Consider the following 13,740-nt stretch of genomic DNA (forward strand, 5'->3'; position numbering starts at 1 on the left):
GGCGACGGCAAGGCCGGGACGGGCGACGTGATCCGCTATGCCTACGCGGTCACCAACACCGGCAATGTCGCGATGGCGAACGTTTCCGTCTCCGACGTGACCAACGGCAACGATCCCGCTTTTCTCGGCGGCGCCAGCCCGGGCCAGCCGGTCGCCGTCTCGCTGACGACCGACGCCGGCACAGTGGGAGACTCCACCGACGCCGACAACGCCGGCCCCACCTGGGACATGCTGGCGCCGGGCGACACCATCACCTTCACGGCGGATTATTCGGTCGTGCAGGCCGACGTCGATGCGCTGCAGTAGCGATGTGCGTTCAGGCTTGTTTGGCCATGCGCAAAACGCGCGCCTTGGTGCTTCGGGCATCTGTCCCTATGCTTGTGGCCGTGTGCATTCTTGATTCGAAGTGAAACGGGGGCGTTTCCATGGTTAGGGCTGTTGTGAAACGGGGCGTCGGAATGGCGCGCCCTTGCAGGGCCCTCGCGGTTCTCGTCCTGTTCCTGGCAGCCGGTCTCGTTTCGCTCGATCACGCATTCGCCATCGATACCGATGGCGACGGTATCGACAACACCCTCGACATCGATGACGACAACGACGGCCTGCCGGATCTCGTCGAGGGAACTGGAAGCACCGATGCCGACGGTATTGCCGATACGCTCGATCTCGACGCCGACAACGATGGCATTCCCGACAACATCGAGTGGCAGTCGACGGCCGGCTACCTGGCGCCATCCGGAACGGACACGGACGGCGACGGGCTCGATGACAGCTACCACGTTTTCCGGCCCGACCTGACGGCGCGCTCGCTTGCCGCCTTCGGTGCGGTCGCCGGTTACGATTTCGAACCCGGTGCGACATCCGACATCGCCGGCGGGTCCACCATCACCCTGTCCGGTTCTGCTCTTGTCACCCTGGGGCAGGGCAGGTCCGGCCTCACGCGAGGCCTGCAACTGACGGCGAACACCCAAAGTGCGTCGCCCCAGGCGCGCATCGCCAGCATCCCGGGCCTGACGTCGACAAACCAGTTCTCATTCACCGGCTGGGTGCGCTGGGATGCGCTCGGCGGCTACTGGGATCGCGTCTTCGATTTTGGCGGCGGGGCGGCCAACAACAACGTGGTCCTTGCCCGCGAGGGCAACACCAACAACCTGATCGTCCACGTCTACACGGGCAGCAACAATCACACCGTCCTGCGCGCGACCAACCACCTCGTCGGCATTGTCGGCACCGGCACATGGGTCCACTATGCCGTGACCGTCTCTCCCACGGCCGCGCGGCTGTACATCAACGGCAGCTTGGCGGCGAGCGCCGCCATGCCCTCGGGACCGGACTACGCGACATGGTCGAAGCTCTATCTCGGCGCGTCCAACTGGAGCGCGGACTACCAGTTGCGCGGTGCCTACGACGCCATCGGTCTCTACAACAAGGCGCTGAGCGCCGCCGAAGTCAGCCAGATCATCAACCTGAGCCGTGCGCCGGTGGATACCGATGGCGATGGCACCTGGGACATGAAGGATTCCGACAGCGACAACGATGGCAGGAGCGATGCCGCCGAAAGCGGGTTCACACTGTCGGGTGCGGTGGGGGCGAACGGCCTCGACAGCGCCGCCGAGGCGGCCGATACCTATGGCGATCCCAACGGGCTGGCCCATGACGGGACCGCCTTCCTGCTGCCCGACCTGGACGGCGACACCCTCGCCAACGGCTCCAATGCCGCGCCGCTGGCAACCGACCTGAGCTTCCGCGACAACAGCGAACCGGTCGACCTGGTCACCGCCAAGACGCTGTCCTCCACCAATGCGTCACCCTGGGAGGCCGAAACCGTCACCTACCGCATCACGGTCACCACGGCCACGGCGGGCGGCACCGCCACCGGCGTCTCGCTCACCGACCCGCTTCCGGCGGGCCTGACCTTCGTCTCTGCCACGCCCAGCGCCGGCACCTACGACAGCGCGACCGGTGTCTGGACCATCGGCGACGTGGTGAATGGCACACCGGTGACGCTGGACCTCACGGCCACCGTCGATACAGGCCAGGCCGGCCAGACGATCATCAACACGGCGACCGCCGCCGCGGGCGGCCAGCCGGATCCGACCACCTCCGGCGACGACCTGGTCGAGGCCGTCACGGTGTTCAACCCGCAACCGGCCCTCGTCGTCGCCAAGACCTGGAGTTTCGTCACGGATTCCAATGGCGACGGGAAGGCCGGCGCGGGCGACGTGATCCGCTACGCCTACGCGGTCACCAACACCGGCAACGTCAATGTCGCGAACGTCTCCGTCTCCGACGTGACCAACGGCAACGATCCCGCTTTTCTTGGCGGCGCCAGTCCGGGCCAGCCCGTCACCGCCTCGCTGACGACCGACGCCGGCACGACGGGCGATTCCACCGACGCCGACGACGCCGGCCCGGTCTGGGACACGCTGGCGCCGGGCGACACCGTCACCTTCACGGCGGATTATTCGGTCGTGCAGGCCGACGTCGACGCGCTTCAATAGCGCGGCCGCCGGCTGACGATGCAGTCTGGTTTGCGATGGTCATGCAAATCGGCAGGCGGGGCGGGTTCGGCCTGGTGGATGTGCGTATATTTGAATATACGTACTTAATAAATTTCATGTTTCAAAGAATTGATGGATTTCCATTTGATTTACAGTCAATTTCATTGCCGTGCGGATTGGAGATTAAGGAATATTCCGGGGATTGAGAGTTTGATACAGTGAAAAAGCTTTTGATTCGCCCGTGACAACGACTGTTGCCATGAAGTGTGCTCTTGGCTGCGGCAGGGCCGGATGAAAGGCAATGGCGAGGTGATGGGCAGTCCTGCCGCCACGATCTGGCGCAGACTGTCGCCTTTCAGGCGTGGGGGCAGTGACGGTGACAATGGGATGTTTGCGGCTGGCGTTGGCACGAGGCCTCGCGCTGGCGATGTTTGGCTTTGGAGCCGTTGGCGGTGCCGATGCCGCCATCGACGTCAACAAGAGCTTCTCGCCAGGAACGGTCTATCCGACAGAGATCTCGCGCCTGACGGTGTCGTTCCAGAACTCCTCGCTTTCGCCGGTGACGGCCGCGCAGCTGTCCGATGTCTTTCCCGACCACGTCTTCGCCGCGGCCGCGCCCAATGCAACCACCACCTGCGGCGGCACGGTATCGACGAACAACACGGCGGCCCGTGGCGAACTCACACTGACCGGCGGCACCATCCCGGCTGGTGACGGCACCAATCCGGGCACTTGCACCGTGTCTGTCGATGTTCTGTCCGATCTCAAGGGCACCTATGTCAACCAGATCGACATTGGCGGCGTGTCCGGTCTGGACGGCGGTTTGTCGGTTTCGAACACCCAGGCGGCCAAGGGCACGCTTGCCGTCATCCTGCAGGACGTGACCGTCGCCATATCGACCGATCTGGACGGCGGCGGGACGTCATCCACGGTTCAGGGCGGTGACCGGGCCCCGATGCACGTGACGATCAGCAATCCCAACCCCGTGCCGCTGGATAGCGCGTCGCTCCTGGTCGACCTGGCGACCTATGCCGGCAACATCCGCGCCGTCCCGGGCACCGCGACGACCACCTGTGGCAGCGGAACCGTTTCCGAAACCGTGGTTGGCACCGGGTCGGCGACGAGCTACCCATCGACACGGGTGCAGTTGACCGGCGGAACGCTGCCGGCGAGCAGCACCTGCGAAATCACCTTTGACATCGAGCCGACCACCTACCCGGCTCAGCCAAGCAACGACAACAAGACGATGACCATTCCGGTCGGCGCTGTCACGACGAGCCAGGGGGCCTCGAACATCGCCACGGCCACTCATGGGATCGTCACCTACACCGGGATCGGCCTGAGAAAGACGTTCAATGGCGGTCCGACGACGGCGATCAACCTGAACGAGAGCCCGACCGTCACGTTGGAAATCCGGATCACCAATACGAATGCACTGGCTGTGTCGAATATCGATCTGACCGATGTCATGCCGGTCATCACCGGCGGGGCCATGACCGTCGACAGCATCGATTCCAACAACTGCGGCGGCACGGCGACCACGGACGGAACGCAGATCCTGCTTTCCGGAGGCACCCTGACTGGCGGCGCCCTGAACGCGCCGGGACCCCAGTTCGGTTTCTGCGCGATCACCGCGACCGTCCGGATCAATGCTGCCGGCACCTATACCAACAGCATTCCTGCCGGCACGATCAACGGATTCATCCACTATGGCACGTCGGCGACGCTCTCCGTTTCGGACAGGCTGCTGGAGGTTTCGCAGGCAATCAGCAACAGCGGAAACTGGATCCAGGGCAACGAGAACCTCCTGACCATCTCCTTGAACAACCCGACCGGCCTGACGATCAGCAACATCGATCTCGCCGAGAATGTCGCGACCATCGGTTCCGGCGTCCGGATCGCTGGAACCGGGATCGGGACCAACACCTGCGGCGGAACGAATGATGTCACCGCGGATGCCACGAGTTTCAATCTGGCGAACGTCACGCTGGCCGCCGGCGCAAGCTGCACGTTCTCCGTCTACCTCATCTCGCAGGCCGATATTTACCCGATCGGCAACCGGACCATCAGCATCCCGGTCGGGGGGATCACCTTCGACACGCCGACAAATCCGGGCCAGACCTATCCGCAGGTCGTCTCGGCGGTCACCAAGATGACGCCGGCCATCACCATCACGAAGAGTTTTACGCCCTCCACGGTCGGCGCGAACGGCGTCTCGCGGCTGAAGATCGATATTGCCCGCCTCGCATACGGAAGCCGCTCCAGCACCGACATGGCGCTGACCGACACCCTCCCGGCCGGTCATGTGATTGCCGCCGATCCGAATGTCGTCAACGGTTGCGGCGGCACGCTTGCGGCCGCGCCCGGCGCCACGTCGATTGTTCTTTCCGGCGGCATCTTGCCCTACACCGGATACACGTCGCGCTGCCAGATCTACGTCAACGTCAAGGCGCCGGCCATCACCAACGGGTCTTCGTCCCAGTCGGCCACGAACACAATCCCGGGCGACGCGCACGGCTCGCCGGTGAACTTCTCCGCCCTCGATACGGTGCAGCCTTCGCCCTACAACCAGCTGGAAAACTACACGGCTGCAAACGCGACGCTGACCCGGATCCAGACCCAGCTCACCGTCAACAAGCAGTTCACGCCGACCACCGTCAATGGCGGCGGACCGTCGCGCGTGCGCATCACTTTCTCCAACCTCGATGCGACGGCCATAAACCTGACGGGCGTGGGCCTGACGGATGCCTTCACCGGAACGGATTTGCGGCTCTATTCCAACGTCAATCCCACCTTCACCGATACCGCCGGCGTTCCCAACAGCAATGGTTGCCGTGGCGGGACCTTCACGGGCAACCCGGGCGATACCGCCATCACCCTTGCAAATGCCCAGATCGACAAGGCCGCGACCTGCTATTTCGAGTTCAACGTCACCGGCTACAAGGGCGGCAATCACATCAACAGGATTCTGGTGGGCGATGTCGTCTCGGCAGAAGGGGTGACCAACCCGTCGGAAGTCGCCGCGACGCTCACGGTTGGTCGCCAGATCAACCTCGGCAAGGGGTTCAGCCCCTCGACGATTGCCGCTGGCGAGACCTCGACACTGACGGTCGACCTGTTCAACACCAACGTCGCACCGAATGACGAGACAGGGGCGTCGCCGGCCTTCATCGATACGCTGCCGGCAGGACTGACCATCACCGGCACGCCCTCGACCACCTGCGCCGGCGGCATTGTCACCACCGGCACGTCCGGCGGAAGCGCAACATTGCAGCTGAGCGGGGGAACGATCCCGGCCGAAGGGGGCTGCAAGGTGACCGCCCAGGTAACCGCCTCGGTCACCGGCACCTACACCAACACCCTGCCCATCGGTGCATTGACCACGCTTTCCGGCGCAACCAATCCGGACGCTGCCATCGCGACGCTCAATGTCGTCGAACCCGCGCGCATCGCCAAGGTGTTCACGACGACGTCGATCGCGCAGGATGGCCGGACCACGATCCGCTTCACTCTGACCAATCCGAACGCGGCCTCGCTGTTGCCCGGCGGCATGACCGGCCTGGCGTTCAGCGATACGCTGACGGACATGACGGTGAGTGCGCCGCTCTCGGTCACCGGAACCTGCACCGGCTATCGCCATGACGCTGCCGTCGGGGGAGCGAGCGTCACGTTCTCGGATATCAGCCTGCTGCCTTCCTCATCCTGTTACATCGACCTGCAGGTCACCTCCAACGTGCTGGGCACGCATCCGAACCAGGCGTCCGGTGTATCGTCGGACCAGACGATCGCGGCGGGCAGTCCTTCCAATACCGCCAATCTCACCGTTCTCGCGCCGGTGACCATGACCAAGGCGTTCGCGTCATCCACCACGCTGACCGACACGCCGGTCCGCATGACCTTCACGCTGACCAATCCGAATGCCGTCACCGTGTCGATCCCGAGCACCGCCTTTACCGACACGTTCCCGGCGGCGCCGGGCCAGATGGTCGTCGCCTCGCCGGTCAACCTGACCAATACCTGTGGCTCGGCGGTGCGAAATCCCGCCAACAGTGCCAATCTGGCTGCCGGTGACGTCGGGGTCTACGTGCGGATCGGTTCGGTGCCGGCCAGCGGATCCTGCACCATCGCCTTCGATGTCACGGTGCCGGCCGCTGGCGCCTACACCAACACGACATCGACCTTGTCGACGTCGGGCGGCGTCGCGCCTGCCGCGTCCGCCGCCCTCACGGCGACCGCGAGTTCCGCGATCACCTTTGCCAAGGCCGAGGGCATCCACACCGATGTCGACTCCTCTGGCGGGGACAGTGCCGGCGATACGGTGGCCTACGTGTTCACGATCGCCGCGCCATCCTCCAACGCCGCGGCCCTGACGGCCGTGAAGGTGATCGACGACCGGATCGGCACAGTGACGGTATCGGCGCCCGACAGCGGCGATACCAACGGCAATGGCCAGCTCGATCCGGGCGAGACCTGGATCGCGACCGCGGCCTACACCCTCGTCCAGGCCGATCTTGATTCCGGAAGCGTGACCAACACGGCCCATGCGGAAGGCGCAAGCGGCGCCAGCACTATTCAGTCCGGCGAGGGCAGCGTGACGGTGTCCCTCACCGCGTCACCGGCCTTGTCCATAGCCAAGACCTATGTGTTCGTGACCGACGCCAATGGTGACGGCAAGGCCGGTGTGGGAGACGTGATCCGCTATTCCTATGCGGTCACGAACACCGGCAATATCACGATGCAGGCTGTTTCGGTCTCCGACACGACGAACGGCAATGATCCAGCCTTCCTGTCGGGCGCAAATCCGGGCCACCCTGTCTCCGTATCATTGACCGGCGACGCAGGTGCCTCAACGGGCGATTCCACGGACGCGGACAACGCAGGGCCGACCTGGGATACCCTTGCGCCGGGCGATACCATCACCTTCACCGCGGATTACCTGGTTCACCAGGCGGACGTGGACACGTTGCAATAGCCCGTCCGCGTTCCCGGTGGCGGCGAATGGGTTGTGCTGATCGGATATACAACTTAAACGGTTGATAACGATTTCCATGCAACTTATAAGAAGCGAGACCGATTCGATTGCTGGAATTCGCACGGCGTAAATGTGGTTCCGTACAAGTTCGCGGCAAAATCGCAGAGTAGCAAGTACACCTAATTTAGAAATGTATAATATTACTGTGAATAGGGAATCTTTTGGGTGAAAATGTGAATAATGATCGTTAATTCGGATGTGCGTATTCACATTTTATTAGTTTGATGATTCTCTAATGGCTGTGGCAAGTGATTCGTTGTGCGGACGACATTTGCCGGATGTGTGCGGAGCAGATTGCCTTGGCCCGTGGTGGTCAGGGAAGTGTGTTCCGGAAAAGCCAGGCGCCGCTGTGGCGCGAAGGCGAGGGGGCTGGGCCGTGAAGACCCGAATCTGTCGTGCATCGCACGGCCATGTTTGTCGTCAACCTGATGCGGGATCGCAGGATCCTGTTCGCCGGGATTGGTCGTCGCGCTGTGCGCCGGCCGGTTGGTCGTGGCTTGGTTTTCGGCCCGGTTTGATCTTCGGCACCCTTTCTTTTTCCGGCTTGATGGCGGCGCTTCAGGCGCTGCCGGTGTCCGAGTTGCGCGTTCCGTCCGTTTGGCTCGTGGTGTCGCGGCTGTTGCCGTACGCCCGGCTTCGGGACAATCTGGGATCTCACATTAATCGTGCACGCATGGCGCGGCATGAAGGGGGCGTTTGGGAAAACATGGCGATGATTCAGAAAACTACAGGACCGGCTTCGTCCTTCCTGCGCAGGCGGTTGACGAGCACGGCAATTGCGACGGTCATGGCGATGACGGGCGTTGTGCCGGCATTTGCGACCATCGACAACACGGCGACGGTGTCTGGCACGCCGGCTGGCGGTACGCTCGGCGGCACGCTCACCGATACGCAGAGCGTCGCGGTCGAGGTGGCAAATCCCGCGCTCACGGTGACAAAAGCGGCCGATGATAACACCCTGCGCAATGCGGGCGACACCATCGTCTACACCTACACCGTGGTCAACTCGGGCAATGTCACCATCAAGGGCATCAAGTTGACGGATACGCACAAGGGGCAGACCGGTGCGCTGCCGGTTTCGAATGAAGCCATTCTCAGTGATGCCGATCCGCGCGGGGCGTCAACGGACGCTGCCGTTGATGGGATCTGGGATACGCTTTATCCGGGCGATTCGATCACGTTCACCTCCAGCTATGTCGTGACCCAGGCGGATATCGATTCTGGTGCCGACATCGTCAACACAGTCAATTATGACGCGACATACGACGCCCCCGCGGGGCCGGTCGATGTCTTTGATCACACTGATACGATTACCGAGACGGTCACGGTGGCGGCCGCCGATCCGCAGCTGACGATCAACAAGACGGCCGACATCACCACCGGCGCGAAGGCCGGTGACGTCATCACCTACACCTATCTCGTGACGAACACGGGCAACGTCCGGATCGACAACGTTTCCGTCGCCGACACCCACAAGGGTGTGGCCGGGGCCCTGTTGCCGGCCAGCGAGGTGATCGTCGACAACACGGATCCGCGCGGCGACTCCAACGTTGATGCGACCGCGAACGACGGCATCTGGTCTACGCTCTATCCGGGCGACTCGATCAAGTTCACGGCGACCTACACGGTCACGCAGGACGACGTCGACAACCTGCAGTAAGGAAACGCGGCGCTGGCCGGTTCAGGGCCAGCGCCTCTTGGGGGATCGGCCAGGGTCGTGCGGACCTGTGGCCAGGCAAATGGACCGGGTGAAGCTGTGCCGAACGTGATCGAAGCCGCCAAATCGAAGCGTGTGGGAAACTGGATGAAAAGGGCTGCCTTGTCGCTCCTGCTGGCATTTGCCGCTGGAGCCGCCGGGCCGGCCTACGCGACGATTGACAACACGGCGACCGCGACAGGCACACCCGTCCGCGGCACGCTGGCGACACCGCCATCCGATACGGTGAATGTCGCGGTTGAGGTTGCGGCCCCCTCGATGACGCTCGAGAAGACGGCGACGGTCAACGACGACAACGGCAACGGCCGCACGGATGCGGGCGACACGATTGACTACCAGTTCACGATCCGCAACGCGGGCAACGTGACGCTGACGAACATCTCCGTCAGCGACCCGATGCCGGGCCTGACGATCAGCGGCAGCCCGCTGGCGAGCCTGGCCCCGGGGGCGACGGACACGTCGATCACCGGCAGCTACACGATCACCCAGGCCGACGTGGACGCCGGCACGGTGTCGAACCAGGCGACGGCGACGGGGTCCTCGCCGGGCAACACCGACGACCAGACGGCGGTGTCGGACGATGACAACGGCGCAACCGACAGCAGCGGTGACGGCGACCCGTCGAACGATCCGACGAAAGCGTCGATCACCGGTGCGCCGTCGATGACGCTCGAAAAGACCGCGACGGTCAACGATGACAACAGCAACGGCCGCACGGATGCGGGCGACACGATTGACTACCAGTTCACGATCCGCAACACGGGCAACGTGACGCTGACGAACATCTCGGTCAGCGACCCGATGCCGGGCCTGACGATCAGCGGCAGCCCGCTGGCGGGCCTGGCCCCGGGGGCGACGGACACGTCGATCACCGGCACCTACACGATCACCCAGGCCGACGTGGACGCCGGCACGGTGTCGAACCAGGCGACGGCGAAGGGGTCCTCGCCGGGCAACACCGATGACCAGACGGCGGTGTCGGACAACGACAACGACGCCACCAACGGCACCAGCCCGACCGACACGCCGATCACCGGTGCGCCGTCGATGACGCTCGAAAAGACGGCGACGGTCAACGACGACAACGGCAACGGCCGCACGGATGCGGGCGACACGATCTCGTACCAGTTCACGATCCGCAACACGGGCAACGTGACGCTGACGAACATCTCGGTCAGCGACCCGATGCCGGGCCTGACGATCAGCGGCAGCCCGCTGGCGAGCCTGGCCCCGGGGGCGACGGACACGTCGATCACCGGCACCTACACGATCACCCAGGCCGACGTCGACGCCGGCACGGTGTCGAACCAGGCGACGGCGACGGGGTCCTCGCCGGGCAACACCGATGACCAGACGGCGGTGTCGGACGATGACAACGGCGCAACCGACAGCAGCGGTGACGGCGACCCGTCGAACGATCCGACGAAAGCGTCGATCACCGGTGCCCCCTCGATGACGCTCGAGAAGACGGCGACGGTCAACGACGACAACAGCAACGGCCGCACGGATGCGGGCGACACGATCTCGTACCAGTTCACGATCCGCAACACGGGCAACGTGACGCTGACGAACATCTCGGTCAGCGACCCGATGCCGGGCCTGACGATCAGCGGCAGCCCGCTGGCGAGCCTGGCCCCGGGGGCGACGGACACGTCGATCACCGGCACCTACACGATCACCCAGGCCGACGTCGACGCCGGCACGGTATCGAACCAGGCGACGGCGAAGGGGTCCTCGCCGGGCAACACCGACGACCAGACGGCGATGTCGGACAACGACAACGACGCCACCAACGGCACCGGCCCGACCGACACGCCGATCACCGGTGCGCCGTCGATGACGCTCGGGAAGACCGCGACGGTCAACGACGACAACAGCAACGGCCGCACGGATGCGGGCGACACGATCTCGTACCGGTTCACGATCCGCAACACGGGCAACGTGACGCTGACGAACATCTCCGTCAGCGACCCGATGCCGGGCCTGACGATCAGCGGCAGCCCGCTGGCCAGCCTGGCTCCGGGGGCCACGGACACGTCGATCACCGGCACCTACACGATCACCCAGGCCGACGTGGACGCCGGCACGGTGTCGAACCAGGCGACGGCGAAGGGGTCCTCGCCGGGCAACACCGATGATCAGACGGCGATGTCGGACAACGACAACGACGCCACCAACGGCACCGGCCCGACCGACACGCCGATCACCGGTGCGCCGGGCATGACGGTCGTCAAGGCCGGAAGGTCGGTCGATTTCACCAGGGCTGGCGATCAGGTCGAGTTCACGATCACGATTTCCAACACGGGCAACGTGACGCTGTTGAACGTGAACCCGGTCGACATGACCGCCGATGCGGTCACCTGTCCGTCCGGCTCTCCGGTTCCGGCTCTGCAGCCCGGCGGCCAGGAGATCTGTATTGCGACCCATACTGTGAGCGATGCGGACATGGCGGACGGCAAGGTGTCTGACGCGGTGGATGTGTTCGCTGGTTTGCCGGGTGGTGGATCGTTCGGTCCGGTTGGCGATACCGCGATCATCGACGTCAGGATGGCCACGATCACCGGTTATGTGTTCACCGACGCGAATGGCAACGGCATCTATGACGCCGGTGCGGATCCGGTCCATGCCGACTACACTGTGGAACTGGTCGATGCGGACGGAAATGTCGTCAAGTCGGTCACGACCGGTTCCGATGGTGCCTACGTGTTCACTGGCGTCATACCGGGCCGCAACTACTCGATTGTCTTCCGTGACAAGGCCGGAACGGCTGTCGGTGGCATTCCCAACATGGAAATGGCGCCCGGTGAGAACCGTGCCGACCAGGACATGCCGATCGACCCGTCGGGCGTGGTCTACGACTCGGTGACCGGTTCGCCGGTCTCCGGAGCGCGGGTGACGATGACGGACGCCGGCGGCAATGCGCTTCCTTCCGCCTGCTTTGTCGATCCGGCACAGCAGAACCAGGTCACGACGGCCGATGGTGGATATCGCTTCGATATCTTCCCCGGCGCGAACGCGGCCTGCCCGACAACGGAGACGGAATATCGCATCACGGTCCAGGCGCCTGCGGGCTACGCATCGACGCCGTCCGCCAACCATCCACCGCTGTCGGGTCCGCTGGATATCACCGCCTGCGTCTTCGATGCGGTGCCCGGCGGCGCATGCCAGCCGGCGGCAGAGGCCACGCCTCCGTCCGGTCCGGCCACGCTGCCCTATCTGCTGGCGCTGCTTATGCAGTCGGGTGATCCGAACGTGATCCACAATCACATTCCGCTCGATCCCTTCGCATCGACCGGCAACGTGTCGATCACCAAGGTCGCCGCGTCGCCGACGCTGCGCCGCGGTGAACGGATGGGTTACACGATCCGCGTGACCAACAAGTCCGCCGACGATGCCGGACAGGTGCGGATCGTCGACCGGACCCCGCCCGGTTTTGCCTATGTCGATGGCACGGCAAGGGTGAACGGAACCGCGGTGACGCCGACCGTTTCGGCAGCGCGGATCGACTTCGGCCTTCAGCCGCTGGGTCCCAATGCGACCATCGAGATCACGCTGAGCCTGCAGTCGCTGGCCTCTGCAGGTCCCGGCGAATATGTCAACCGAGCCGACGTGACCGATCCGTCCGGAAGGGCACTGGCACCGACTGCCAAGGCGACGGTGGAACTGACGGCCGAACCGGTCTTCGATTGCTCGGATGTCATCGGCAAGGTCTTCGACGACGCCAATGGCAACGGGTACCAGGACCAGGGCGAGAAGGGCCTGGCCGGCGTGCGCCTGGCAACGATCAAGGGTGGCTTGATCAAGACAGACCGCCATGGCCGGTTCCACGTGCCCTGCGCCGATCTGCCGGATCAGGAGATCGGGTCCAATTTCATCCTCAAGCTGGATGAGCGGACCTTGCCGACCGGCTATCGCCTGACGACGGAAAACCCGCGCGTCATGCGTCTGACCGCCGGCAAGATGGTCGAGATGAACTTCGGTGCCGCGGCTGGCCGCCAGGTCCGGCTGGATCTCAAGGATGGCGCGTTCATCCCTGGAACCGATCAGCTCGCGAAGGAATGGGAGGCCGGTCTGGATCGACTGATCGGCATCCTCAAGAGTGAATATTCTTATCTGAGTGTCGTCTATCGCACGTCGCAAACGGGGGAAGTTGCAGGTGCACGGATGAAGGCATTCCGGAAGGAAGTCGAGAAACGGTGGCGCGCGGCGGGCTCGCCATACGACCTGATGATCGACATCCAGCGGGAACGCCGATGATACGGCTGTAGAGCCGACTACGGGGCCTCCTCAGCCGCGCATGTGATTTGCGGCTGGGGAATTGAATGCAATGACCAGTGTGCGGGTCGAGCGATGATTGAGCATGGACAGGAACGACGGCTGCGTCTGCGGCCGGTTGCGATGTGGGCAGCGAGCCTACTTGCGTTGGCGGTTGCTCTGCCGGCGTCGGCGGGGGATGACGATGCCTTCGTGATCACGGTTGGCGGCGAAGGGTC

5 protein-coding genes are annotated in these 13,740 nt (G+C 64.1%); all 5 read left to right on the forward strand.

What is annotated here, in order from left to right; translation table 11 throughout:
• A partial coding sequence (locus CSC94_RS23385; RefSeq protein WP_133123062.1) for a DUF7507 domain-containing protein occupies positions 1–306 on the forward strand: 306 nt, incomplete at its 5' end.
• Between the two features lie 152 nt (positions 307–458).
• Positions 459–2,498, forward strand: coding sequence for a LamG-like jellyroll fold domain-containing protein (locus CSC94_RS23390; protein WP_099308789.1), 2,040 nt, complete (start codon positions 459–461; stop codon positions 2,496–2,498).
• A 403-nt stretch (positions 2,499–2,901) separates the two neighbouring features.
• Positions 2,902–7,470 carry a beta strand repeat-containing protein gene (locus tag CSC94_RS23395; RefSeq protein WP_165784573.1) on the forward strand — a complete coding sequence of 1,523 codons (4,569 nt, stop codon included), beginning with the start codon at positions 2,902–2,904 and terminating at the stop codon, positions 7,468–7,470.
• Between the two features lie 436 nt (positions 7,471–7,906).
• Positions 7,907–9,190 (forward strand): DUF7507 domain-containing protein, encoded by a 1,284-nt coding sequence (locus tag CSC94_RS23400; protein WP_165784574.1) that lies wholly within the window; start codon positions 7,907–7,909, stop codon positions 9,188–9,190.
• Positions 9,191–9,334: 144 nt separating this feature from the next.
• Positions 9,335–13,504 carry a DUF7507 domain-containing protein gene (locus CSC94_RS23405; RefSeq protein WP_133123067.1) on the forward strand — a complete coding sequence of 1,390 codons (4,170 nt, stop codon included), beginning with the start codon at positions 9,335–9,337 and terminating at the stop codon, positions 13,502–13,504.
• The last annotated feature ends 236 nt before the right edge of the window (positions 13,505–13,740 follow it).

This window comes from Zhengella mangrovi, from assembly GCF_002727065.1.
Taxonomy (GTDB): domain Bacteria; phylum Pseudomonadota; class Alphaproteobacteria; order Rhizobiales; family Rhizobiaceae; genus Zhengella; species Zhengella mangrovi.

Excerpts from the sequence above, each read along its gene's own strand:
- CSC94_RS23390 (WP_099308789.1), top strand. The coding sequence starts at position 459 with ATGGCGCGCCCTTGCAGGGCCCTCGCGGTTCTCGTCCTGTTCCTGGCA.
- CSC94_RS23405 (WP_133123067.1), top strand. The coding sequence starts at position 9,335 with ATGAAAAGGGCTGCCTTGTCGCTCCTGCTGGCATTTGCCGCTGGAGCC.